The sequence below is a fragment of the gamma proteobacterium symbiont of Lampromicra miyakona genome (assembly GCF_059730895.1).
Map to the genome: position 1 here is coordinate 455,283 of NZ_AP035932.1, position 24,459 is coordinate 479,741.

A 24,459-nucleotide genomic window follows, 5' to 3' on the forward strand; every position below is an offset into this window, starting at 1 on the left:
GCACATCCTCTCCATACTTATAGCCACATCAGTACGGGCAACAGGAGAGGAGAGTGCCATGGCCTGGACCACTCACAGCGTATTCAATCAACCATCTCCGCTCAGCAACAGCAATCTCTTCACCGGCGATAGCGCGCTGTGCGAGGCGGTGGTGCGTGAAGGGGCCGGCTGGGACCGCGAATGGCTGGCGTCCGTCGGCCTGCAGCTCGGCAGCGCGGAGTCACTGGAATTAGGTCGCCTGGCCAATGCACAGCCGCCGGAGCTGCTGCGTTACGACGCGCGCGGTGAGCGACTCGACGAGGTGCGCTTTCATCCTGCCTGGCATCTGCTGATGCAGGGCGTGTGCGCCAGCCGGTTACATAACCTGAGCTGGCAGCCTGACGTGCAGGGCAGCGCCATGGTAGCGCGCGCGGCGCGTTTCATTCTGCATGCGCAGGTGGAAGCCGGTTCACTCTGCCCGGTAACCATGACTCACGCCGCGATCCCGCTGCTGCAAACCCATCTGCCCGCTCCCTACGCCGACTGGCACGATCGACTGCTGAGCGATCGGTATGATGCGCATCATCTGCCCGGCAGCCAGAAGCGCGGCCTGCTGATTGGCATGGGCATGACGGAGAAGCAGGGCGGCACCGATGTGCTGAGCAACACCACACGCGCCGAACCGCCTGGCACGCGTGCGCCGGGCGAACCCTGGCGCATCACCGGCCACAAGTGGTTTTTCTCGGTGCCGCAAAGCGACGCGCACCTGATTCTGGCGCAGACCGCCGCGGGGCTGAGCTGCTTCTTTCTGCCGCGCCTGCTGCCGGACGGCACGCGCAACGCCATTCGTCTTGAACGTCTGAAAGACAAGCTGGGCAACCGCGCCAATGCCAGTGCCGAAGTGGAGTTTCAGGATGCCTTCGGCTGGTTGATGGGTGAGGAGGGCGATGGCGTGCGGCTGATCCTGAAAATGGGCGGTATGACGCGCTTTGACTGCGCGCTCGGCAGCCATGGCCAGATGCGACGCGCGCTGGCGATTGCGCTGCATCACGCCGGTCAGCGCCAGGTGATGGGCAAAAACCTTAGCGATCAGCCGCTGATGCGCGCGGTGCTGGCGCAGCAGGCACTGCAGCTGGAGGGACAAACCGCGCTGCTGCTGCGTCTGGCGCGTGCCTGGTCAACGCCGGCCAGCGCGCATGAACGGCTGTATGCACGCCTGTTCACCCCGGCGGCCAAGTTCGTGATCTGCAAAGCCGGTATGCCGTTTGTGGCTGAAGCCATGGAGGTGCTGGGCGGCATTGGCTACTGCGAAGAGAGTGAACTGCCGCGCCTGTATCGCGAGATGCCGGTGAACAGCATCTGGGAGGGCTCGGGTAACGTGATGTGCCTGGATGTGCTGCGTGTACTGGGACGGCATGCAGAGGTGCTTAGCATGTTGCAGGATGAGTTTGATGCGGTGAAGGGCAGCAATCGCCACTTCGATCGCTGCTGGCGTCAGCTGCGGTTGCAACTCGGCAACCTGCGCGAAGAGCAGGGACGGCAGGTCAGCGACATGCTGATTCGGCTGGCGAGTGCCGCGGTGCTGCTGAAAGCGGCAGAACCGCCGCTGGCGGACAGCTGGTGCGCGCGTTATCTCTCCTCGCGCCCGGCACAGGCGCTGAGTGATGATCTGAGCGCACGCTTACTGCAGCGTGCTACTGCCGCCTGAGGGCGCGCCGTACAGAATGGCGGTGGCATACCAGAAGCCAGGCATGGTGGTCTCATCGACCATCAGGATCTGATAGTAAACCGCACCGCTCTGATTGGCGCGTGCAGCGATTGCACGCTGCACATCATCCGGCGAGCCGCGTGAATGGGCGCTGACGGTGCCAAGCTTCGGCAGGCCATAGCTTTGCGCGCGGGTGATCTCCTGCGCCTGAGTGGTGGGCGCTGGCGGGGGTTGTGGCGTGGTGTGCAGTGCGGCACAGCCGCTCAGCAGCAGGCCCAGCAGCAGAATAAGCGTACGCATGGTGGCTCCGGAAAACAGGCAGATGACTCAAGTGTAAGCCATCTGCCCGTGCTCATCAGTCGTTGAGACGGAAAATACTCACCAGCTGGGTCAGATGGTGGCCTTTCTGACTCAGGTGCTGCGCTGTGTGCTCGGACTGGTTAATCATATCGCTGCTCTGATGGGTCGCATGGCTGATGTGGTTCATCGCCAGATTGACCTGACCAATGCCCGCAGCCTGCTCCTGGGCAGCGATATTGATTTCCCCCATCAGGGTTTTCACCTGTTCGATATGGCTGACAATATGGCTCATGGCGTCACGTGTTTGTTCCGAGAGCGCATGGCCGGCGGCCACTTTGTCGATCGAACTGGCAATCAGCCCGTCAATCTCCTTCGCCGCATTAGCGCTGCGCTGCGCCAGCGCACGCACTTCCGCAGCGACGACCGCGAAGCCTTTGCCGTGCTCACCGGCGCGCGCCGCCTCAACCGCAGCGTTGAGCGCCAGAATATTGGTCTGGAAGGCAATCGACTCGATCACGTGGGTAATGTCGGCGATGCTCTGCGAGGCAATGCGAATCTCCGCCATGGTCTCTACCGAGCGCGCCACGGTGCTGCCGCCCTGGCTGACGGTGCTGGCGGCTTCACCGACCAGCGCCATCGCCTGACGCACATTAGCGGCGGTTTGCGCCACGGTTGCGCCAAACTGCTCCATGCTGGCCGAGGTCTCTTCGACGCTGCTCGCCTGGCGGCCAATCTGCTCGCTGATGCTGGAACTGCTGGCCGCAATGGTGTCGGTGCCGTCGCTGATCTCACGCGCGGCGGCGCGTACCTGGCCTACCACTTTCTCCAGGCCGTCGCCAATGCCGTTAATCGCGCTCACCAGCTGGCCGATCTCGTCGCGGCGCGCTGAGTCGAGGTGCGCCTGCAGATTACCCGCCGCATACTGCTCGGCCAGATGGATCACCTGCTGCAGCGGCCGGGTAATGGCGCGCCGGCTATACAGCACAAAGCCAATGGCAAAGGCGAGCACCAGCGCCAGGCCAATCAGCATGAACAGATTGCGGCTGTGGGTGATCGGTGCCAGCAGGCTGGCGCGGCTGACTTCACCGGCGATAATCCAGTTCCAGCCCGGCAGTTGCTGCCACGCCAGCAGGCGGGTTTCGCCCTGATGCGCGATCTCCAGCAGGCCGTGCGGCTGCGTCAGGATCTGCTGCTGTACGCTGCGATCCCAGTCCGGCAGCTTGCCTTCTGACTGACGGGCAAACAGATACTGGCCCTGTGCGCTGCCCGGCGTGCCGTTCAGCACGAAGAAGCTGCCGCTGTCGCCGAGACGTCGCGCCAGCACTTTCTCTCGCATCAGCGCGTACTGTTTATCAATCTGCACGCCAACAAACAGAATGGCGATGACTGCGCCGCTGTCGTCCTGCACCGGCTGGTATTGGGTGATATAGCGATGGCCGAACAGCGTCGCCAGGCCGCGATACACTTCGCCCTTATTCACGCTGCGCCACGCCGCGCTGCTGCGATCAAGCTGGGTGCCCACCGCGCGGCTGCCATCCTCTTTCTTCAGTGAGGTCGCGATGCGAATGTAATCCTCGCCGTCGCGCACAAAAATGGTGGAGACTGCACCGGTACGATCGAGAAAATCGTCCACGGCGATCTGATCGAGGTTGAGGGTTTTCAGCCCGGCACGCAGCGTCGGCGTGCTGAACGATCCCACCTGAATGCGTGAGCTGTCGTCACGGCTGAATCGCTTGGGTAAAAAGCTTTGAAACAGCCGGGTATAGTTCGCCACTTCTTCCGATAAGGTCGCGTTAAACATCGTGGCCATTTCATTAATGCCGAGCACCTGGTTTTGCATATCGTCGACAGCCAGCTGCTCCAGCTGGCGCGCGGCGTTATGGCTGAGCGTTAACGTCAGGGCAAACAGCACGATTGCCACACTGAAAGACGTCAATACAGACAGCTTAATTCCGAGACTCATGGCGCTGAGAGAGAGACGCTTCATAAAGTACCTTTAATAAATAACTGGAGGGGTACAGGATCAACGGCAAAATGCGGCAAATGTTTAGGGCAGAAATTAATCGAAATAAATGTGATGTGGCTCGCGTTTTGGCCGGCAGCACGTACACTGAGACCAGTGATAATCATTCTCAACGGAGACGGTATGATTGAGTTGGCAACGGAGAACCTGGCGGGCATTGAGTGTATTCACGCGGCACCGGCCGGACAGCGGCTGGCGCGCTTACCCACCATCCTGTTTTATCACGGCTTTACCTCATCGAAAGAGGTCTACAGCTACTTCGCCGTGGCGCTGGCACAGGCCGGTTTCCGTGTGGTGATGCCGGATGCAGAGATGCATGGCGCGCGCTACAACGGTGATACCGACGCGCGCATGACGCACTTCTGGGAGATTTTGCGCCAGAACATCGATGAAGTGCCGCTGCTGGAAGCAGCGCTGCGCGACAACGATTGGGTGGCGGATGAGCGTTTCGCCATTGCCGGCGCCTCAATGGGCGGCATGACCGCGCTGGGCGCGATGGCGCGCTATCCACACCTGCACAGCGTTGCCTGTCTGATGGGCTCCGGCTACTTCATGCAGCTCAGTCAGACGCTGTTCCCGCCGCTGGTGGCGCACACGCCAGAGCAAAAAGCGGCGTTACAGGCGCGGCTGGCCCCGCTGGCAGCCTACGATCCCTGTCAGCAGCTGGCGCAGCTGGCTAACCGGCCGCTGCTGTTATGGCACGGTGAAGCGGATGAAGTCGTACCGTTTGCCGAAACGGTACGACTGGAGAAGGCGTTGCGCGAGGCGCAGCTAGACAGTCGGCTCACTTTTCTGGCAGAAAAGCAGATCGGGCACAAAATCACGCCGCCAGCGCTCACCGCGCTGGTCAGTTTCTTTAAACATCATTTGTAAAACGGAACGGGCTGGCGGCGCGGAGCACGCCAGCCCTAAAGACAGGCCGGACTACAGTTGTGACGACAAGCGGTCGGCGGCGCTGGTGTTCGCGCTGACCGGGTTACCGCCTGGCGCATCCAGCCGGTTAACGTAGACATAGCCTGAAGCCGCTTTGCTGCTGTTACTTCTCATCTGCAGCGCCTGGTCAGCGGAGCTGGCAAGAGCGGGGGTAGACAGGAAGAGACCCAGTAAAGTGGCGATAATGACTGCTTTCATAATCGACTCCTCACTCCAGGGATTTCACTCTCAGGCGCGCTGATTAAGCCAAACCGTTGCGCCTGTAGAGAGTTTAGTTCTTCACCAGTACGACGCCAGATCGTCGTGCTGAACGCCTCGTTCAGGGATTTTGAACAATCTCTGACTAACCTGCTGAATCTCAATCCTTAGCACGAAAGGTGTCCCCGCCTGGCACGGCAGCGACAATTTGATGAATTGTGCGCTTGAGTTTCCCCGGCGAGGTCAGTATGATTACGCGTCAATTTTTCAGCTGCATTCAGAGGTGTGTTTCATCTTTTGGGTGATTCGCAACCTATAACGTTCCTTGCTTCCGTGGGCCGCAGCTGACCCTGACAGGAGGCTGAATAATCCGTAAGGAGCTATCGATGCGTCATTACGAAATCGTATTTATGGTCCATCCTGACCAGAGCGAGCAGGTTCCGGGCATGATCGAGCGTTACACTGGTGCTATCACTGGTGCACAGGGCACGATCCACCGTCTGGAAGACTGGGGTCGCCGTCAGCTGGCTTACCCGATCAACAAACTGCACAAAGCACACTACGTTCTGCTGAACGTAGAAGCACCGCAGGAAGTGATCGACGAGCTGGAAACTAACTTCCGCTTCAACGACGCCGTTATCCGCAGCATGGTTATGCGCGTTAAGCACGCGGTAACTGAAGCTTCTCCGATGGTTAAAGCGAAAGACGAGCGTCGTGAGCGCCGCGAAGACTTCGCTAACGAATCGGCAGAAGACTCAGATGCTGGGGATTCTGAAGAGTAATCCACGATGACGGCCAATCGGCTGCGCCTGTCTGGCACCGTGTGCAAGACGCCAGTTCGAAAAGTCAGTCCGTCAGGGATTCCTCACTGCCAGTTCGTGCTTGAGCATCGTTCTGTGCAGGAGGAAGCCGGGTTTCACCGGCAAGCCTGGTGTCAGATGCCGGTGATTATCAGCGGCAGCGCCCATCAGGCGATTACTCAACATATAACGGTCGGCACGCAACTCACACTCGAAGGTTTTATTAGCTGCCATCAGGCACGCAATGGCCAGAGCAAACTTGTGTTACATGCCGAGCAGATTGAATTGATAGATTCTGGAGACTAGCCAAATGGCACGTTATTTCCGTCGTCGCAAGTTCTGCCGTTTCACCGCGGAAGGCGTTCAAGAGATCGATTATAAAGATATCGCAACGCTGAAAAACTACATCACTGAAAGCGGCAAGATTGTTCCAAGCCGTATCACCGGTACTCGTGCAAAATACCAGCGTCAGCTGGCTCGTGCTATCAAGCGCGCGCGTTACCTGTCTCTGCTGCCGTACACTGATCGTCATCAGTAATCGGCAACTGTCCATTAACGACTTTAAGAGGATAAGGTAATGCAAGTTATTCTGCTTGATAAAGTAGCAAACCTGGGCAGCCTGGGTGATCAGGTTAACGTTAAAGCGGGCTACGCTCGTAACTTCCTGGTTCCACAGGGTAAAGCTGTTCCTGCTACAAAGAAAAACGTTGAGTTCTTCGAAGCGCGTCGCGCTGAACTGGAAGCCAAACTGGCTGACGTTCTGGCTGCTGCTAACGCACGTGCAGAGAAAATCAATGCACTGGGCACCGTTACTCTCGCGTCTAAAGCAGGCGACGAAGGTAAACTGTTCGGTTCCATCGGTACCCGCGACATCGCTGATGCAGTTACTGCCGCTGGCGTTGAAGTGGCGAAGAGCGAAGTTCGCCTGCCAAACGGCGTTCTGCGCACCACCGGTGAGCACGAAGTTGACTTCCAGGTTCACAGCGAAGTATTCGCGAAACTGGTTGTGAATGTAGTAGCTGAGTAATTTTTTACTTAGTTTGAAAGCGCCGGCCTTGTGCCGGCGTTTTTGTTTCTGTCGCTTACTGTGCGCGGATAAAGCTGCCGTCCGGCTGGCGGGTAAACAACACCGGACCGTTACTGCTCTCGACCGTTAAGCCGGTCACCACGCCCTGCGCGTTCTGACGAATCTTCACCTGCTGACCACTCTGCAGCGCGCTCAGCGGCTGCCCATCGCCTTCCACCCGCGCCATGGCAAACACATCATTGACTGGCAGATTGTTGTCACGGAACAGCTGTGCCAGCGTCTGGCCCGAGGCCACGGTATAGCTGTGCCATTCGCCCTGGGCATCACTTTTCGGCGTCGTATTCTGCGGCGGCTGCGCATTGTTATCGTAGATTTCCGCCTGCATCGGCACCTCTTTGCCGCTGCTCTCTGCCGGACGTTCCACCGGATACTGCGGCGTGCTGGCAGGCCAGAGAAACGCCAGCAGCATCACCAGCAGGGCAATAACGATACCGCGTCGGTGCAGCGGCGGCAGCGGATCCATCCAGCGTACGTTATCCAGCAGATGCCAGATGCGCTGCAGCACAGCGGGTATACGCGACGGGGTTTCAGAAGCCATTCTTTCCTCCTCCTCGCTGGCGGTCGTGACGCGCCTGTCAGGCAGCCAGCGTTGCAACCGGGAAAATAAGGTACGCGGTGCGCGCGTCCTGCGACGTCGTGGGGCGATTTGGCCCATGGATGCTCTCTTGTTCTATAGTATGGGCAAAGCGGGCGCGAAGTGCCTGCCAGCATTGAAAAATTTGACCTGCATATTGTTTCTCTTTCCCCGGGAAATGTCATCCGCGGCGCGCGAGATTTTACGCCAGCCGCCTGCGCTGTTATGCTGCCGGTTCTATTTTCTCCGGGATTAAGGAAACAAGATGACGACCCCTTCATTTGACAGCGTCGAATCACAAGCAAGTTACGGTATCGGTTTACAGGTTGGTCAGCAGCTGCAAGAGTCTGGACTGCAGGGTCTGCAGCCAGAAGCGCTGCTTGCGGGCCTGCGCGACGCGCTGGAAGGGAACTCACCGGCAGTTCCGGTTGACGTGGTACACCGTGCGCTGCGTGAAGTCCACGAGCGTGCCGAAGGCGTACGTCGTGAGCGCGTCGAAGCCATGGCGGCCGAAGGTCAGCAGTTCCTCGAGCAGAATGCACAGCGTGAAGGTGTGAGCAGCACCGAATCCGGCCTGCAGTTCAGCGTCATCACCCAGGGCGATGGTCCGATCCCATCACGTCAGGATCGCGTACGCGTGCACTACACCGGTAAGCTGATTGACGGCACCGTGTTTGATAGCTCCGTTGCCCGTGGCGAACCGGCTGAATTCCCGGTCAGCGGCGTGATTGCCGGCTGGATTGAAGCGCTGACCCTGATGCCGGTTGGTTCGAAGTGGGAGCTGGCCATTCCGCACAATCTCGCTTACGGCGAGCGCGGCGCGGGTGCCTCTATCCCGCCATTCAGCACCCTGATTTTCGAAGTCGAGCTGCTGGAAATCCTGTAATAAACAGCGGGCGCCATATCTGGCGCCCGCGGTCACTACTTCTTCTCTGCCTGCTTCTGTAGATCTACCTGCCAGATGGCAAAGCCCGTTTCATCACTGCCGACGGCTTTCATCGGATAATCAGCATACTTCTCAATAAACTGCGTGGCTTTTGCGCCCGGCGCGGTCTCAAAGCGAATATCCAGCGGCGTTGCGCTGGCGATCGGTGCCAGCCGCCAGTTGTGATCGGCCTGTGGCTGCACCGCGCCGTGGGCGCGGGTTTCGCTGCTGATGTAGGCGGCCACCACCGAGCGGTTCTCATCCGGCGAAGCAAACGCAACATACTGCTCACCGGTACCGGCAAATTTCCCGCCCCAGGCACGGTAATTATTGGTGGCAACGAGGAAGGTCGCTTTGGGGTCGATCGGTTTGCCCTGCCAGCGCAGATCCTGAATACGTGATGCCGCCGGGTTAATCAGTTGGCATTCGGCGTCGTAGCGCGCCGGTTGCGTTACATCGATCTGATACTGCACGCCGTCAATTACATCAAAATTGTAGGTGCGGAAATCCCAGTTGATCAGCGACTGCGGCTGACGACGATGCACGTCGATCTGATTAAACTGCGCTGCCGAGCACTCCAGCCACTCTTTCACCTGCGCGCCGCTGACTTTCATCACCACCAGCGTATTCGGGTAGAGATAGAGATCGGCGGCATTACGGAAGGTAAGATCGCCTTTTTCCACTTCAACGTAGCTGGCCGGATCGTTCTTACGGCCGCCGGCCTTGAACGGGGCCGCTGCCGAGAGCACCGGTAAGCGGCCCAGATCGGGATCGCCCTGAATGAAGCGTTCGACGTAAGCACGCTGCGCATTATTGACGATCTGCACGGTGGGATCGTCCTGCACCAGCGACAGATAGCTGTACATCACATCCGCCGACTTGCCGATCGGTTTTGCCACAAACTCACGCGTAGCGCGATGATCGTCGGCCAGCACTTTCACCAGATCGGCATCTTCCGCCGCCAGCGATTTTTTCGCCACCGCATCATAAACTGGCCGCGCTTCGGCTTTACCCAGGGTCACCTGCCAGTTGCCGCTGTCATTTTTCAGCACCAGGTCAACTACGCCGAGATGATCGCCCCACATGCCGGGCATTACCGCCGGTACGCCGTTAAGCGTGCCCTGAGCGATATCCGCGCCTTTAATCTCCGCAAACTCTTTGCCGGGAAACACCGCGTGCGCATGGCCGAACATGATGGCATTGATACCTGGCACCTGACTGAGGTAATACACCGAGTTTTCCGCCATGGCATGGTACGGCTCACTGCTCAGACCGGAGTGCGGAATAGCGATGATTATTTCAGCACCTTTTGCGCGCATTTCCGGCACATAGCGCTTCGCTGTCTCGGTGATGTCATCAACGCGCACTTTACCCTGCAGATTGTTGCGATCCCACACCATAATCTGCGGTGGTACGAAGCCGATATAGCCGATTTTCAGCGTATGCGGCTTGCCGTCGCGGTCTTTTACCGTGGTTTCTTTAATTAAATAGGGGGTAAACAGCGGCTTGCCACTGGTTTCATCGATAACGTTGGCATTGATGTAGGGAAAACGTGCCCCGGCAATCGCCTGCTGCAGATAGGGCAGGCCGTAGTTAAATTCGTGGTTACCCAGATTGCCTACCGCATAATCCAGCGTATTAAGGGCTTTATACACCGGATGGATTTCTCCCGGCTGCAGGCCTTTGGCCGCCATGTAATCACCCAGCGGGCTGCCCTGAATAATGTCGCCGTTATCCACCAGCACGCTGTTTGCTACTTCGCCGCGCGCCTGCTGGATGAGCGTGGCGGTGCGCACCAGACCAAACTTTTCGGTCGGCGTGTCTTTGTAGTAATCGAAATCCATCATGTTGCTGTGCAGATCGGTGGTTTCCAGAATGCGTAAATCCACCGTGGCAGCCTGCACCGTGGCGGCTGCAACGCACAGTGCCAGTAACGACATGCTCGCTTTGAACATGGCTTGCTCCTTGTTCGCTTTAATGGGCCTCTCAAAATAATGTAAAACCATGACGAATTATCATTTCAATTTGTGATGAGGCTCGGGGTTTTGCCTCTTTCCTGGGCAAGCTGACGGAGTGCCTGCCATTCAGCATTGCGCCATAGCCGTCACGAGCGAACTATGATATTGATAATCAAAGCGAATACGCTTAGCTGCGGCTGTCACAGCGCACCTGCTAAAATATCTGGAGACGGGCTGCCGGGGTTCAGCGGCAGCATCAGCCGAAATGAGGTGAACAATGTTAGATAAAATTTGCCAGCTGGCGCGCAGCGCGGGCGATGCCATTATGCAGGTCTACGATGGCGCACAACCGCTGGACGTGACGCGTAAATCGGATGATTCACCGGTCACGGCGGCCGATCTGGCGGCACATCAGGTTATCGTGCAGGGCTTAGCGGCCCTGACGCCTGACGTGCCGGTGCTGTCGGAAGAGGATCCACCCGGCTGGGATGTGCGTCAGCACTGGCAGCAATACTGGCTGGTCGATCCGCTCGACGGCACCAAAGAGTTCATCAAGCGTAACGGCGAGTTCACGGTCAATATCGCGCTGATTGAGCACGGCAAACCGGTGCTGGGCGTGGTGTACGCGCCGGCGCTGGGGGTGATGTATTCTGCGGCCGAAGGCAAAGCGTGGAAAGAAGAGGGCGGCCACACCACGCAGATCCACGTGCGTGAAGCGCGACCGCTGCTGGTGGTGGTGAGCCGTTCGCACGCCGATAAAGACGAAGAGCTGAAAGAGTATCTGACCCAGCTGGGCGAGCATCAGACCACCGCTATTGGCTCCTCGCTCAAGTTCTGCCTGGTGGCAGAGGGCAAGGCGCAGCTCTATCCGCGCTTCGGGCCGACCAATATCTGGGATACCGGTGCCGGCCATGCGGTAGCCATTGCCGCTGGCGCGCACGTACATGACTGGCAGGGCAAAACCCTCGACTACGCCCCGCGCGAGTCGTTCCTGAATCCGGGCTTCCGCGTCTCGCTGTTCTGATACGCTATGCGCGCCACCCGCTGTGGCGCGATCACGCCTGCAGCAGCTGATGGATCAGTTTCATCGCCTGCTGCACTTCATCCTGCGTCAGCGGACCGTCCTTGGCGTAACGCACATGGCCGGTCTTATCCAGAATCACAATCGCCGAACCGCCTTTCTCCAGCTGCCACGCCTTGCGCGCGTTGCCGTTGCTGTCGACAATAAACTGTGACCACGGATACTGCTGTTTATTGCTCTCAATGCTGCTGCGCACAAACATCCCGGTGCCGGGAATGGCATCATCGGTATTAACCACCGTGGTGGTTTGATAGCGGTCGTGCGGCAGCTGGGCGGCTTTGATGGCTTCAATCAGCGCGGCGTTCTGTTCTTTGGCTGACGAGCGTCCGGCAATATGCAGGATGACCCGCACTTTGCCACTCAGCTGGGCGCTGTTCCAGGGCTGGTAGCGAAACTTCTCCTGCTGATACAGCAGTTCTCCTTTGTCGTTAACACCGACTGCCGGTACGCGCTCGCCAACCTTAAACGCGTGGGCTGAGGCAAGGCTGGGCAGCAGCAGCGCCAGGGCTATCACGGAATGTGCCAAACGCATGGTAATGCTCCTTAGTGATCCGACCAGTTATTCATGTTTTTGCAATATTAGGCGTGGATGATGCGCCTGTCGCGATGAGATAGCAGCTTTGTAACCCATGCCACAATTCCTTAACCAATGAAGGTTTATACTGGATTTTGTGATCGTTATGACAGAGTTCTCTGTAATGATGTGTCAATTCAGTAAAAAATCCATTTTTTCGGAACATCGGCAAGGAATCATGTTCTATAGTTATGCCTCATTTGCGCTTCAAGGGCTCGTACCGAATTTGGCAACGGCGAAGCGTATTACATCTGTTCAGGAGTTAAACAGCATGAAGATCTTCCAGCGCTATAATCCGCTGCAAATTGCGAAATATGTAAAGACGCTATTTAAAGGAAGGTTGTACATCAAGGATGTTGGCGCGTTTGAGTTCGACAAAGGCAAAGTCATGTTGCCGCGCGTCAAGGATAAACAGCACCTTAGCGTGATGTCAGAAATCAACCGCCAGGTGCTGCGGCTGCAAGCCGAGTACAACTAAGCAAAAGAAAGGGCGCCGCTGGCGCCCTGAATCTTTCTGTAACCGCACGATCACTGCTATGCGGCAGGCCCTTCAGACTCATCCAGCGTACTCTTCGACACATTCAGCACCGGCGGGCGGTCATCAATGCGCGTCACCAGCAGCTGGTCGATGCGGTAGCTGTCGATATCCACCACCTCGAATTTGTAGCCGGAGAATTTGACGAAATCGGTGCGTTTGGGGATCTTACGCAGCATATACATCATGAAGCCGCCGATGGTCTCGTAGTTGCCGGACTGCGGGAACTCGTCGATATCCAGCACGCGCATCACGTCATCAATCGGCGTACCGCCTTCCACCAGCCAGGAGTTCTCGTCACGCGCTACAATCTGCTCTTCCAGCCCCTGACCGACCAGATCGCCCATCAGCGTGGTCATCACGTCGTTAAGCGTGATAATCCCGACCACCAGCGCATATTCGTTCATGATCACCGCGAAGTCTTCGCCGGCGGTTTTAAAACTCTCCAGCGCCTCTGACAGCGTCAGCGTATCCGGCACAATCAGCGCCGAACGAATCTGCACGCCGCTGTTGAGCGTCATGCTCTGGTTGCCCAGCACGCGCAGCAGCAGCTCTTTGGAATCAACGTAACCGACGATATGGTCGATATCGCCGTCGCACACCAGAAACTTCGAATGCGGGTGTTGCGCGATTTTGGTTTTCAGGCTGGTTTCGTCTTCGTGCAGATCGAACCACACGATATTTTCACGCGAGGTCATGGACGAAGGCACGGTGCGTGATTCCAGCTCAAACACGTTCTCGATCAGCTCGTGCTCCTGCTTGCGCAGCACGCCGGCCAGCGCGCCCGCTTCTACCACCGCGTAAATGTCATCTGAGGTGATGTCATCTTTACGCACCATCGGCAGCTTAAAGATGCGAAAGAACACGTTGGCCAGGCCATTGAACAGCCATACCAGCGGGCGGAAAACCAGCAGGCAGAAGCGCATCGGATTGATGATGCGCAGCGCGATGGCTTCCGGCGCGATCATGCCGACGCGTTTTGGCGTCAGGTCGGCAAACAGAATAAACAGGCTGGTGACGATGGTGAAGGAGCAGATAAAGCTGAGTTGATCCGCCAGTTCCGGCTCCATAAAGCGATTGAACAGGCTGCTGAAGGCGGGCGAAAACGCCGCATCGCCGACGATACCGCCGAGAATCGCGACGGCGTTGAGGCCAATCTGTACCACGGTGAAGAACATGCCAGGCTGTTCCTGCATCTTCAGCACGCGCTGCGCGTTGATGTTGCCTTCATCGGCCAGCAGTTTCAGTTTGATCTTACGGGCAGCCGCCAGCGAGATCTCCGACAGAGAAAAAAATGAACTGATTACGATCAGTAAAAGAATGACAAGCAGGCTATCAAGCATAAAAGATCCGTTGGGTTAATCACTTGTCATTTTTGGCCTGGGCAGCGCGAAGAGGCGTACATCCGGTACTTACCCGTCAAACAGGGCTATCCGTGCCAAAAATGTCTGCGCCAGTTCGACAAAGTCACGTTAACGTCGGGGCAGAAATGCGTGCAGGCGAGGCCTGCTGGTCGCTGATTATAGCAGCAGCGCTATTGCTGCCGCCAGCGGCGTGATTGGCTGGCTCGGATTAATCCGAGTGGCGGCTGGCGGTGCGCAGAAGCACGGCTTCGCTGTTGTATCGGTACGCACATTTACCGACAATAGCAGTCGATTTGGCTTAGCGGCCGTTTTTACGCAGCCGCTCGCAAAAAAGAGCGGCTATGCTGATGGGTATGCAAGGTGTGGTGATACCCTTTCCACCAGAGTTAACGCCCCTGCGGAATAGGGGCAGGCATTATTAACAGGAGTACGCGTGCCGCGATTTCATGCTTATTGCTTGGCCAGCCTGCTGCTTGCCGCACCTGCTGTTGAGGCAGCCAAAGTGCGACTGCAGCTGGAAGGCCTGACCGGGGAGTTACAGAAAAACGTCAGGGCGCGCTTGTCCACTATCGGCAGTGACGAGGTGTCGAACGACGGCCGTTTCCAGGCGCGCGTGGCTGCCGCGATCAAAGAAGGCCTACGCGCGCTCGGCTATTACGAGCCGCAGATCGACTTTGAATCACGCCCGGCACCGCCGCAGGGTGGCCGTCCAGTGCTGATTGCCCGCGTCACCGCCGGTGAGCCGGTGAAGATTGGCGGCAGCACCATTGTGGTGGAAGGTGCCGCAAAAGACGATCCTGATTATCAGGCGTGGGTGAAGCAGGGCAGGCCGAAAGTCGGCAGCCAGCTTAATCACGGCGACTACGATAAATTCAAAAACGGCTTCTCCAGCCTGGCGCTGCGTAATGGTTACTTCGACGGTGACTTTAAGCAGAGCCAGCTTGGCGTTTCGGTAGAACGGCGCTTAGCGTTCTGGGATATCGACTACGACAGCGGCCCGCGCTATCGCTTCGGCGATGTCAGCTTTGAAGGCTCGCAAATCAATGAAGCCTATCTGCGCAACCTGGTGCCGTTTAAAAAGGGCGATCCCTACAGCTCACGCGATCTGGCCGAACTCAATCGTCGCCTCTCCGCCACCGGCTGGTTTAATTCTGTCGTCGTGGCGCCCGAGTTCGATAAAGGGCGCCAGACCAAAGTGCTGCCGCTCAGCGCCGCCGTGTCGCCGCGCGTGGAGAACACCATCGAAGCCGGCGTCGGTTACTCGACGGACGTCGGACCGCGGCTGAAAGGCACGTGGAAAAAGCCGTGGATCAACGACAGCGGCCACAGCCTGACCTCCAGCGCCTATATCTCCGCGCCGGAGCAGCAGCTTGATCTCAGCTATAAAGTGCCGCTGCTGAAAAGTCCGCTGGAGCAGTACTACACCTTCTCCGGCGGCCTGAAACGCACCGATCTCAACGACACCAAATCGGACACTACCACGCTGGCGATGTCGCGTAACTGGGACAGCAGCTCCGGCTGGCAGCGCGCGGTTAACCTGCGCTGGAGCCTCGACCACTTTACTCAGGGCAGCGTCACCAACACCACCATGCTGCTCTATCCGGGCGTCAGCCTGAACCGCACCCGTTCGCGCGGCGGCCTGATGCCGACCTGGGGCGATTCACAGCGCTACTCGGTAGACGTGTCGGACACCACCTGGGGCTCGGACGTCGACTTCCTGATCCTGCAGGCGCAGAACGTGTGGATCCGCACGCTGGGCGAGAAGCATCGCTTTGTGGCGCGCGGTAACCTTGGCTGGATTGAAACCAACAATTTCGAAAAAGTGCCGCCCGATCTGCGCTTCTTCGCCGGCGGTGACCGCAGCATTCGCGGCTATAAATACAAAGATATCTCGCCGCGCGATGACGAAGGCAAACTCACCGGTGCCTCAAAACTGGCCACCGGCTCGCTCGAGTATCAGTACAACGTCTCCGGCAAATGGTGGGGCGCGGTATTCGTCGACTCCGGTGAAGCGGTCAACGACATCAAGCAGAGTAACGTTAAAACCGGTGCAGGCTTCGGCGTGCGCTGGTCTTCTCCGGTAGGGCCGATCAAGTTTGATATCGCGCGCCCGATTGGTGACGACAAGGAGCATGGATTGCAATTTTATGTAGGACTGGGGCCTGAACTATGAAGCTGTGGAAAAAGGTCCTGATCGGTATTGGTATTTTCCTGCTGGTGCTGTTGGCCAGCGTGGCGTTTCTGGTGGGCACCACGCCCGGATTGCATCTGTTGTTTAAAGGTGCCGATCGCTGGGTGCCGGGCCTGTCGATTAACAAGGTGGAAGGCGGCTGGCGCGATCTGACGCTGAGCGGCGTGAAATACCAGATGCCGGGCGTCAGCGTGGATGCCGGGCGCTTCCATCTGGCGCTCAACCTCAACTGCCTGCTGCACTCCTCGGTGTGCGTGAACGATATCGCGCTGCAGGACGTCAGCGTGGTGGTCGACAGCAAAAAAATGACGCCCGCCAGTGCGCCGCCGCCGGAAGAGGAGAGCGGCAGCAGCAATCTCAGCACGCCATACCCGATTACCCTGAGCCGGGTCAGCCTGCATAACATCAACGTTAAAGTCGATGACACCGCCATTTCGCTGCTCGACTTCACCAGTGGCCTGCAGTGGCAGGATCGCGCGCTGACGCTCAACCCCACCCATATCCAGAGCCTGCTGATCGCGCTGCCGAAGGCGGCGAAAGTGGCGGACGAACAGGTGGTGCAGCCTAAAGTGCAGCAGCCGCAGCCGGATGAGAAACCGCTGGGCGAAACGCTGCGGGCGATGTTTGCCGAGCCGCTGCTGCCGGCACTGCCGGATTTCCAGTTGCCGCTCGATATCAACGTGCAGCAGCTGTTGGGTGAGCAGTTGCGCATCACTGGCGATACGGATGTGGCGATTACGCGTCTGCTGCTGAAGGCCAAAACTACCGACCGGCATGTGCAGCTGGAGACCTTTGACGTCGACTCGCCGCAGGGACAGATCAACGCCAGCGGCGATGCCCGGCTGGCGGATAACTGGCCGGTCAATTTTGTGCTCAACGGCTCGCTGAATCTCGATCCGATTAAAGGCGAGAAGATCAAACTGAACCTCGCCGGGGCGATGCGTGACGAGCTGAAGCTGGGCCTGAATCTCTCGGGGCCGGTGCGTGCCCAGCTGGACGCCGCCGCGCAGCCGGCGGTCGCCGGTCTGCCGCTGTCGCTCAAACTCACCAGCCCGCAGCTGCGCTGGCCGCTGACCGGTCCGGTGCAGTATCAGGCGGATAATCTCGACTACCAGTTCAGCGGCAAAGCTACCGACTACGTGATGTCGCTGCGCACCGCGGTGAAGGGCGAAGCGGTGCCGCCGGCCACCATTACGCTGGACGGTAAAGGCAACGTGCAGCAGTTCAGTCTGGATAAACTGCGTGTGGCGGCGCTGCAGGGCAACATTGACCTTAGCGCGCTGGTGGACTGGAGCAAAGCCATCAGCTGGCGCAGCGAACTGACGCTGGCGGGCATCAATACCGCTAAACAGTATCCTGACTGGCCGGCGAAGCTCGACGGTAAAATCACCACGCGCGGCAGCCTGTACGGCGGAAGCTGGCAGCTCAGCGTGCCGCAGCTGGCGCTGAAGGGCAATGTGAAGCAGAACGCGGTGAGCGCCGAAGGCTCGCTAACCGGCAACAGTTACAACCAGTGGAAAATCCCGGGCATTAACATTGCGCTGGGGCGCAACCATCTCGACGTGAAGGGCGAACTGGGCGATGCGCTAAATCTCGATGCCAGTGTCGATGCGCCGCATCTGGATAACGCGCTGCCGGGCCTCGGCGGCGTAGCCAAAGGCACCATCAAAGCGCGCGGTACGCTGCAGGCGCCCCAGCTGCTGGCCGATCTTACCGCCAGCGGTCTGCGCTGGCAGCAGTTGCAGATCCGCCGTGTCACGCTGCAGAGCGACGTGAAATCCAGCGACCAGGTCGCCGGTAAACTGCAGCTGCGCGTGGAGCAGCTGCAGCAGGACGCGTTTAAGATCGGCCTGCTGACGCTCAGCGCCGACGGTAACGAGAAGCAGCATCAGCTGAAACTCAACGTGCAGGGCGAGCCGGTCTCCGGCCAGCTGGCGCTCAACGGCAGCTTTGACCGCCAGACGCAGCGCTGGCAGGGCAATCTCAACAATACGCGTTTTGACACGCCGGTGGGCGAATGGCGCCTGACGCGCGCGATGACGATTGACTACCTGAACAGCAAACAGAGCGCCACCATCGGGCCGCACTGCTGGCAAAACCCCAACGCGCAGCTGTGCGTGCCGGAGCCGATCGAGGCCGGTGCCAGCGGCCATGCGCACGTGGTGCTGAACCGCTTCGATCTGGCGATGGTTAAGCCGTTCCTTACCGATGCCACCCAGCTGAACGGCGTATTCAGCGGTGATGCGCGCGTGAACTGGACCGCCGACGGCGCGCTGCCGACCGGCACGGTATCGCTTAAAGGAAACGGCGTAAAAGTGGTGCAGGATGTGCAGGGGAATAACCTGCCGATCGCCTTCGACACGCTCAACCTGAATGCGGCGCTGCGTAATGGACGCGCGCAGCTCGACTGGCTGATTCACATCGTGAATAACGGTCAGCTGAGCGGCAACGTGCAGATCGCCGATCCGGAGAATCGCCGCCAGCTGTCAGGCAACATCGGCATCAGCAACATTTCGCTGGCGATGCTCAACCCGGCGCTGATGCAGGGCGAGAAGATCAAAGGCAACCTCAACAGCAATCTGCGTCTCGGCGGCACGTTGCAGCAGCCGCAGATCTTTGGTCAGCTGGGACTGAGCGATGTTGATGTGGACGGCAGCTTTATGCCAGTCGATCTCACCTCGGCCAATCTCAACCTGGTGTTTAACGGCATGAGTTCCACGCTCAACGGCCTGATCCAGACGCAGCAGGGTAACCTCAATCTGGGTGGCAACGCGGACTGGAGCCAGCTGGATAACTGGCGCGCGCGCGTTACTGCGCAGGGCAGCCGTATTCGCGTTACCGTTCCGCCGATGGTGCGGATGGACGTTTCGCCGGACCTGGCGTTTGAAGCCACACCGGCGGCGTTCAATCTTGACGGCAAGGTTGATATTCCGTGGGCGCGCATCACGGTGCAGGAAGTGCCGGAGAGCGCTACCGGCGTGTCGTCGGATGAGGTGATGCTGGATGAGAACCTCAAGCCGATTCAGCCGAAAACTGCCGCAATCCCGATCAACAGCAATCTGGTGATCCACGTCGGCAACGATGTGCGCCTCTCGGCCTTTGGCCTGAAAGCGCGCCTCAACGGCGATCTCAAACTGGTGCAGGATAAAACCGGCCTGGGCTTAAACGGACAAATCAATATTCCTTCTGGCCGTTTCCACGCGTATGGTCAGGATCTGATTGTGCGTAAAGGCGAGCTGCAGTTCGCCGGTCCGCCGGATCAGCCGTACGTCAACCTGGAGGCGATTCGTAACCCGGAAGCCACCGAGGATGATGTGACAGCCGGTCTGCGCGTCACCGGGCTGGCCGACGAGCCGAAGGTGGAGGTCTTCTCCGACCCGGCAATGTCGCAGCAGGAGGCGCTGTCTTACCTGTTACGCGGTCAGGGACTCAGCAGCGATGGCGACAGCAACGCCTTAACCTCGGCGCTGGTTGGACTGGGGGTTGCACAAAGTGGTCAGGTTATGGGTAAAATCGGCGAGACCTTCGGCGTCAGTAACCTTGCGCTTGATACCACCGGTGTCGGCGACAGCCAGCAGGTGCAGGTGAGTGGTTATGTGCTGCCGGGTCTGCAGGTAAAATACGGTGTTGGCATATTTGATTCACTGGCGACGCTCACTTTGCGTTATCGCCTGATGCCCAAACTCTATTTGGAAGCCGTGTCGGGTCTCGATCAGGCACTGGATTTGCTCTATCAGTTTGAGTTTTAGCAATGCGAATAATTGTCTACGGCAGTTTACGGCGCAAACAGGGAAATAGTCATTGGATGACCAATGCGCAATGGCTCGGCGACCATCAGATTGAAGGGTTTGCGCTCTACAATCTCGGTCACTATCCGGGCGTGGTTGAGGGGGACGGCACGGTGTACTGCGAAGTGTATCGCATCGACGCCAGCACCCTCGGCGAACTGGATGCCTTGCGCAGCAAGAACGGCGAGTATAAGCGCCAGCTGATCCAGACGCCCTACGGCAGCGCCTGGCTGTACGTGTATCAGCGTTCGATTGCCGGTCGCACCCGCATCGCGAGTGGCGACTGGTTACGGCGCGATGACGCCGCAGAAGCGTAAATAAAAACACCGCCCAGTGGGCGGTGTTTTTTTATCTGCCGATCGCCATACATAGCGATGCGGCAGCGCTGACAGAAAACTTACTTCTTCTGTGCGCGCTCGAAAGAGGAGATGATTTCAGCTTTAGCCGCTTCCGCGTTGTCCCAGCCGTCAACCTTCACCCATTTGCCTTTTTCCAGATCTTTGTAGTGCTCGAAGAAGTGGGTGATCTGCGCTTTCAGCAGTTCTGGCAGGTCGTTCACATCTTTAATGTGATCGTACTCTTTGCTCAGCTTGGTGTGCGGAACCGCTACCAGTTTGGCATCTTCACCTGATTCGTCGGTCATCTTCAGCACGCCCACCGGACGGCAGCGGATCACTGAACCTGGCTGCAGCGGATACGGGGTTGGCACCAGTACGTCAACCGGGTCACCATCCAGAGACAGCGTGTGGTTGATGTAACCGTAGTTGCACGGATAGAACATGGCGGTAGACATGAAACGGTCTACAAACAGGGCGCCAGACTCTTTGTCCACTTCATATTTGATCGGATCGGCGTTGGCCGGGATCTCGATGACGACATAGATATCTTCTGGCAGATCTTTACCTGCAGGCACCTGGTTCAAACTCATCTGGCTTTCCTTCATTAGTCGTAAGTTGAGTGACGGCTATTATAGCCAACTGACTCTGAAAGTATGCCCCCTTTTTGGCGTTTCGGAATGGTCCAGCAGGCTACTTCGTGGTGACAAACAGCGACACAATCCCTGCGGCGATTAGCGGCCCGACCGGCACGCCACGAAAGAACGCCACACCAATCACCGTGCCAATCAGCAACCCGCCAATCACCGACGGCTGCACGCTCATTAAACTGACGCCGCGACCGCCGAGCCAGGCAACAAACACACCAACGATAATCGCCACAATGGATTGCCAGTTAGCAAAGGATTTCAGCAGCGACGAGGCTGGCAGCGTGCCGCTTGCCAGCGGTGCCATGACGGCCACGGTGAGAATAATGATACCAATCTGGATGCCCTGCTTTTCGACGTAGGGAAAGAACTGTGCCAGCGGCGTGAGCTTAATCACCAGCAGGATGAGAATCGAAATGGTGACGGCGCTGTTGTGGACGAAGTAGCTCAGGATGGCGAGGCAGATAAGTATGAGGGTCGAGGCGTAGGCAGCCATGGTTTCTCCGTGAATAATGGGCGCGCTGACCGTGGCCAGCGCTAAGCGTGTTTAACGCCCCCATTTATCAACAATCATCAGGATTGGCGCAACTGCCTTTGTTGATTGATTGCAGCATCAGTGCCTGGTTGCGCACCAGACTGACGCCCTGCGCGCCCACTGACAGCGCCGCCATGGAGCCCTGACTGCTGAGGAAATAGCTGCGGCTGGCATCGGTCCAGCTATCACGGAAGGCCAGCCAGGCGCGCTGCGCATTGCGCAGTTTGTCTTTGGGCTCACCGGTTAATTTCTTCATCAGCTGGCTATATTGCGCATTCATCTCTTTGTCCCACGCCTTATTGGCCGAGCTGTAGCACTGCGACATGCCGGCGGTGCTGGACTCTTTATTCAGGCATTGATTGAGCTGCTGATCGATAGGGTTTTGCTGTGCCATTGCCACGCTGGACGCGAACAGACAGGCGAGCGGAAGCCATTTTTTCATCGTTACATTCCTTGCTTTTAGCGCTACGAACTTCAGGAAATCTGAAGCGTAGATGATCGTAATCAGGTTGACCATCAATGAAGGATAAAGTTTCCCCCGGTCACTGCCGATAATCTCTCCGTTTTAGGGCTACTGGATTCTCCCTTTTTTAAAGCGCACGGGAATTATCATGATCACACAGCTATCTATACGCACGGCTTTACTCTCTCTTCTGGCCTTTATGACGCTGCTGCTGCTGGCAGTGAGCGCTATGGGCATCTACGCCATCAATTCCGGCAACCAGTCACTTGACGCCATCAACCGTATTCAGGGCATTGAACTCAACAGCCTGTATCAGAGCAACGCCGATCTGATGCGTGCCCGCGCCAGCGCCGCGCTGGCGGTGCGCAAAATCGAAATCGGCCTGCTGGATGAGGGCGCCACAGTTACTAAACAAGCGCAGGCAGATGTCGCCAGCTCGCAACGCCATCTGACCGCGTTTATTGATGCCGGTACCGTCACCGCGCAGGGCAAAAGCCTCGCCGATGCGGTCGCGGCCGCGTTCAACGCGTATCAGAAAGGTGCCATGGCACCCATGATGGATGCGCTGCAAAAGCAGTATACCGATGAGTATTACCAGGTGCTGGAAGGCAACCTGTCGCAGCTGGCGGCTAACTATTCGAAGGCAGTGAACGACTTCAGCCTGTATGCCGACGAAGTCTCTGCCGCACGTCTGGCGGCAGCGGCGCACAATGAACTGCAGATGAAGATCATGATTGGCGTCGCCGTCGCGCTGACCCTGTTGCTGATTGCGCTGGCCTGGCTGCTGCTGCGCCGCGCGCTACTGCATCCGCTGGACGGGGCGATCCAGCATCTGGAGCAGATTGCAGACGGCGATCTGTCGCAGCCGCTGCCGGCAGCGGCCAATAACGAAATCGGCCGCCTGAACCAGGCGCTGACGGGAATGCAGCTGGCGCTGCGCAACTCGGTCAGCCAGGTGCGTGAAGCCAGCCTGCAGATTGACGTCGGCAGCCGCGAGCTGTCCGCGGGCACGGTGCATCTGTCGCAGCGCACGGAAGAGTCGGCGGCCTCGCTGGAGCAGACTGCCGCCAGCATGGAGCAGCTCACGGCTACCGTCCGGCTTAACGCCAGCAACGCGCAGCAGGCCAACCAGCTGGCCAGTAGCGTGTCCGATACCGCCGATCGCGGCGCAGAAGTGGTGTGCTACGTGATGGAGAAGATGCGTGAGATCACCCACAGCTCCGATCGGATCGCCGATATTCTCAGCGTGATCGACGGCATTGCGTTCCAGACCAACATCCTGGCGCTCAACGCCTCGGTGGAAGCGGCGCGTGCCGGTGAGCAGGGGCGCGGTTTTGCCGTGGTTGCCAACGAAGTGCGCACCCTGGCCGGGCGCAGCGCCAGCGCCGCCAAAGAGATTCGTGAGTTGATCAGCGAATCACAGACGCGGGTCAAAGAGGGCAGTGACATGGCCACGCGCGCCGGCAAAACCATGGATGAGATCTCCAGTGAAGTGATGCGGGTCACCGCGCTGATGAAGGAGATCTCCATCGCCTCGGAAGAGCAGAGCCGCGGTATTGAACAGGTTAACCAGGCGGTGACGCAGATGGATGAAGCCGCACAGCAAAACGCGGCGCTGGTGGAGCAGGCCAGCGCCGCTACGCAGTCGCTCGAAGCGCAGTCGCAGCAGTTGCAGGCATCCATGGCACAGTTCCGCGTGCAGGCGGCATAGTTATGATGTGGTCAGGGATGACCGGTAACGTTGCCTGTGTTCGCCCTGATGGATGGCGACGCGGGAGAAGGTAAAGCGGTAATTTACGCGGTGCGCCTTATGGCGCACCGCTGTTCAGACCGGCGGGAAATGCCAGAATCATGGCGGCCAGCCGATCATCTTCCGCCAGAAAATAGGCTGCCGGCACTTCCAGCACCTGCGCCAGTAATTGCAGCGTTAATAAGTCCGGTTTATGCACGCCCAGTTCATAGCGATTAATACGCGCGCTGGCAGAAAACTCTTCAATCCCTGCGGCAATACCCAATCCTTTCTGCGACAAACCTTTCGCCAGACGCGCTTGTTTCAGGCGTCGACAAAAAGTGTCTTGCAGCGAGGAGGTCGGTTTCATGACTACGAGAATCGTAGATTTAGCGCTTGTCAGATACTACGAGTAACGTAGTATCGTTACGGGAATGGATAAGCGAACTAAGGAGAGTTGCGTGAATAATGCGAAGTCAGACTGGCATCCGGCCGATATCATTGCGGCGCTGCGTAAAAAGGGAACCTCAATGGCGGCGTTATCCCGACAGGCGGGATTATGTTCCACCACGTTAGCCAACGCGCTGGCGCGTCCGTGGCCGAAAGGGGAATTAATTATTGCCGAAGCAATTGGTATTTCGCCGGCTGAGATCTGGCCGAGTCGTTATTATGCGGAGAATGGTGAATTAATTAATCGTCAGGCAAGAATCAGAAATAAAAAATAATTAAGCC

The 24,459-nt window shown here is 58.2% G+C and carries 25 protein-coding genes; 14 read left to right on the top strand and 11 right to left on the bottom strand.

All coding sequences use genetic code 11. The annotated features are described in order from the left end of the window. Window positions 1–58 precede the first annotated feature (58 nt). A complete protein-coding gene (locus AC6I8P_RS02175) occupies window positions 59–1,687 on the top strand; it encodes an isovaleryl-CoA dehydrogenase (protein WP_021509755.1) in 1,629 nt (542 codons plus the stop codon). Here AC6I8P_RS02175 and bsmA read toward each other — a convergent pair. Together bsmA and AC6I8P_RS02185 are read right to left on the bottom strand one after the other, a co-directional pair. After that, window positions 1,661–1,987 (bottom strand): biofilm peroxide resistance protein BsmA, encoded by a 327-nt coding sequence (gene bsmA / locus AC6I8P_RS02180; protein ID WP_021509754.1) that lies wholly within the window; start codon window positions 1,985–1,987, stop codon window positions 1,661–1,663. The two genes, AC6I8P_RS02175 and bsmA, sit on opposite strands and share 27 nt — an antisense overlap. Window positions 1,988–2,042: 55 nt before the next feature. Continuing rightward, the gene (locus AC6I8P_RS02185) at window positions 2,043–3,974 is read right to left on the bottom strand and encodes a methyl-accepting chemotaxis protein (RefSeq protein WP_058759865.1); all 1,932 of its coding nucleotides are present in this window, start codon (window positions 3,972–3,974) and stop codon (window positions 2,043–2,045) included. A 159-nt stretch (window positions 3,975–4,133) separates the two neighbouring features. Here AC6I8P_RS02185 and yjfP point away from each other — a divergent pair, with 159 nt between their 5' ends. Next, window positions 4,134–4,883: an esterase gene (gene yjfP / locus AC6I8P_RS02190; RefSeq protein WP_021509752.1), complete on the top strand. Its 750-nt coding sequence runs from the start codon at window positions 4,134–4,136 to the stop codon at window positions 4,881–4,883. Between the two features lie 51 nt (window positions 4,884–4,934). Here the strand turns inward: yjfP and AC6I8P_RS02195 are convergent, their stop codons facing one another. Further along, window positions 4,935–5,141, bottom strand: a complete 207-nt coding sequence (locus AC6I8P_RS02195; protein ID WP_021509751.1) for a hypothetical protein — start codon at window positions 5,139–5,141, stop codon at window positions 4,935–4,937. Between the two features lie 386 nt (window positions 5,142–5,527). Between AC6I8P_RS02195 and rpsF the strand changes: the two genes are divergently transcribed. From rpsF to rplI, 4 genes are read left to right on the top strand one after another with little or no spacing between them, the layout of a single operon-like run. After that, on the top strand, window positions 5,528–5,923 hold the full coding sequence (gene rpsF, locus AC6I8P_RS02200; protein ID WP_021509750.1) for a 30S ribosomal protein S6: 396 nt from the start codon (window positions 5,528–5,530) through the stop codon (window positions 5,921–5,923). A gap of 6 nt (window positions 5,924–5,929) precedes the next feature. Then, entirely contained in the window at window positions 5,930–6,247 is a 318-nt protein-coding gene (priB, locus tag AC6I8P_RS02205; RefSeq protein WP_031280155.1) for a primosomal replication protein N, read from the top strand. Window positions 6,248–6,251: 4 nt separating this feature from the next. Continuing rightward, complete coding sequence (gene rpsR, locus AC6I8P_RS02210) at window positions 6,252–6,479, top strand: 30S ribosomal protein S18 (RefSeq protein ID WP_000135199.1); 228 nt, start codon at window positions 6,252–6,254, stop codon at window positions 6,477–6,479. A 39-nt stretch (window positions 6,480–6,518) separates the two neighbouring features. After that, complete coding sequence (gene rplI, locus AC6I8P_RS02215) at window positions 6,519–6,968, top strand: 50S ribosomal protein L9 (protein WP_021509748.1); 450 nt, start codon at window positions 6,519–6,521, stop codon at window positions 6,966–6,968. Window positions 6,969–7,023: 55 nt separating this feature from the next. Here the strand turns inward: rplI and AC6I8P_RS02220 are convergent, their stop codons facing one another. Beyond that, the gene (locus AC6I8P_RS02220; RefSeq protein WP_150360361.1) at window positions 7,024–7,683 is read right to left on the bottom strand and encodes an OapA family protein; all 660 of its coding nucleotides are present in this window, start codon (window positions 7,681–7,683) and stop codon (window positions 7,024–7,026) included. A 184-nt stretch (window positions 7,684–7,867) separates the two neighbouring features. On the opposite strand from AC6I8P_RS02220, the gene bamJ reads away from it, so the two are divergent. After that, a complete protein-coding gene (gene bamJ / locus AC6I8P_RS02225; RefSeq protein ID WP_021509746.1) occupies window positions 7,868–8,488 on the top strand; it encodes a BamJ family beta-barrel-assembly machinery protein in 621 nt (206 codons plus the stop codon). A gap of 35 nt (window positions 8,489–8,523) precedes the next feature. Here the strand turns inward: bamJ and AC6I8P_RS02230 are convergent, their stop codons facing one another. Then, complete coding sequence (locus AC6I8P_RS02230; protein WP_104188203.1) at window positions 8,524–10,482, bottom strand: bifunctional 2',3'-cyclic-nucleotide 2'-phosphodiesterase/3'-nucleotidase; 1,959 nt, start codon at window positions 10,480–10,482, stop codon at window positions 8,524–8,526. 280 nt (window positions 10,483–10,762) lie between these two features. On the opposite strand from AC6I8P_RS02230, the gene cysQ reads away from it, so the two are divergent. Further along, window positions 10,763–11,509 carry a 3'(2'),5'-bisphosphate nucleotidase CysQ gene (gene cysQ, locus AC6I8P_RS02235; protein ID WP_021509744.1) on the top strand — a complete coding sequence of 249 codons (747 nt, stop codon included), beginning with the start codon at window positions 10,763–10,765 and terminating at the stop codon, window positions 11,507–11,509. Window positions 11,510–11,540: 31 nt separating this feature from the next. Here the strand turns inward: cysQ and AC6I8P_RS02240 are convergent, their stop codons facing one another. Further along, window positions 11,541–12,098 carry a YtfJ family protein gene (locus AC6I8P_RS02240; protein ID WP_058759862.1) on the bottom strand — a complete coding sequence of 186 codons (558 nt, stop codon included), beginning with the start codon at window positions 12,096–12,098 and terminating at the stop codon, window positions 11,541–11,543. Window positions 12,099–12,411: 313 nt separating this feature from the next. On the opposite strand from AC6I8P_RS02240, the gene AC6I8P_RS02245 reads away from it, so the two are divergent. Then, complete coding sequence (locus AC6I8P_RS02245; RefSeq protein WP_031280153.1) at window positions 12,412–12,618, top strand: DUF1107 domain-containing protein; 207 nt, start codon at window positions 12,412–12,414, stop codon at window positions 12,616–12,618. 56 nt (window positions 12,619–12,674) lie between these two features. On the opposite strand, the gene paeA is transcribed toward AC6I8P_RS02245, so the two are convergent. Next, entirely contained in the window at window positions 12,675–14,018 is a 1,344-nt protein-coding gene (paeA, locus tag AC6I8P_RS02250; RefSeq protein WP_021509741.1) for a polyamine export protein PaeA, read from the bottom strand. Window positions 14,019–14,472: 454 nt separating this feature from the next. Here paeA and tamA point away from each other — a divergent pair, with 454 nt between their 5' ends. The 3 genes from tamA to AC6I8P_RS02265 are packed head-to-tail and all read left to right on the top strand — an operon-like array spanning window position 14,473 to window position 20,335. After that, window positions 14,473–16,212, top strand: a complete 1,740-nt coding sequence (gene tamA, locus AC6I8P_RS02255) for an autotransporter assembly complex protein TamA (RefSeq protein ID WP_058781125.1) — start codon at window positions 14,473–14,475, stop codon at window positions 16,210–16,212. Next, window positions 16,209–19,979 (top strand): autotransporter assembly complex protein TamB, encoded by a 3,771-nt coding sequence (gene tamB / locus AC6I8P_RS02260; protein ID WP_498030936.1) that lies wholly within the window; start codon window positions 16,209–16,211, stop codon window positions 19,977–19,979. Before tamA ends, tamB begins: the two co-directional genes overlap by 4 nt. A gap of 2 nt (window positions 19,980–19,981) precedes the next feature. Continuing rightward, on the top strand, window positions 19,982–20,335 hold the full coding sequence (locus AC6I8P_RS02265; RefSeq protein WP_031280151.1) for a gamma-glutamylcyclotransferase family protein: 354 nt from the start codon (window positions 19,982–19,984) through the stop codon (window positions 20,333–20,335). Between the two features lie 80 nt (window positions 20,336–20,415). Here the strand turns inward: AC6I8P_RS02265 and ppa are convergent, their stop codons facing one another. The 3 genes from ppa to AC6I8P_RS02280 form a co-directional block, all read right to left on the bottom strand. Then, a complete protein-coding gene (ppa, locus tag AC6I8P_RS02270; protein WP_021509737.1) occupies window positions 20,416–20,946 on the bottom strand; it encodes an inorganic diphosphatase in 531 nt (176 codons plus the stop codon). A gap of 100 nt (window positions 20,947–21,046) precedes the next feature. Continuing rightward, window positions 21,047–21,496: a DUF441 domain-containing protein gene (locus AC6I8P_RS02275; RefSeq protein WP_021509736.1), complete on the bottom strand. Its 450-nt coding sequence runs from the start codon at window positions 21,494–21,496 to the stop codon at window positions 21,047–21,049. Between the two features lie 67 nt (window positions 21,497–21,563). After that, window positions 21,564–21,977, bottom strand: a complete 414-nt coding sequence (locus AC6I8P_RS02280; RefSeq protein ID WP_338670694.1) for a lysozyme inhibitor LprI family protein — start codon at window positions 21,975–21,977, stop codon at window positions 21,564–21,566. A gap of 172 nt (window positions 21,978–22,149) precedes the next feature. On the opposite strand from AC6I8P_RS02280, the gene AC6I8P_RS02285 reads away from it, so the two are divergent. Continuing rightward, entirely contained in the window at window positions 22,150–23,709 is a 1,560-nt protein-coding gene (locus AC6I8P_RS02285; protein WP_498031149.1) for a methyl-accepting chemotaxis protein, read from the top strand. 97 nt (window positions 23,710–23,806) lie between these two features. Here AC6I8P_RS02285 and AC6I8P_RS02290 read toward each other — a convergent pair whose 3' ends face one another. After that, window positions 23,807–24,097: a helix-turn-helix domain-containing protein gene (locus AC6I8P_RS02290; RefSeq protein WP_021509733.1), complete on the bottom strand. Its 291-nt coding sequence runs from the start codon at window positions 24,095–24,097 to the stop codon at window positions 23,807–23,809. Window positions 24,098–24,188: 91 nt separating this feature from the next. On the opposite strand from AC6I8P_RS02290, the gene AC6I8P_RS02295 reads away from it, so the two are divergent. Beyond that, window positions 24,189–24,452 (top strand): helix-turn-helix domain-containing protein, encoded by a 264-nt coding sequence (locus AC6I8P_RS02295; protein WP_021509732.1) that lies wholly within the window; start codon window positions 24,189–24,191, stop codon window positions 24,450–24,452. Window positions 24,453–24,459 lie beyond the last annotated feature (7 nt).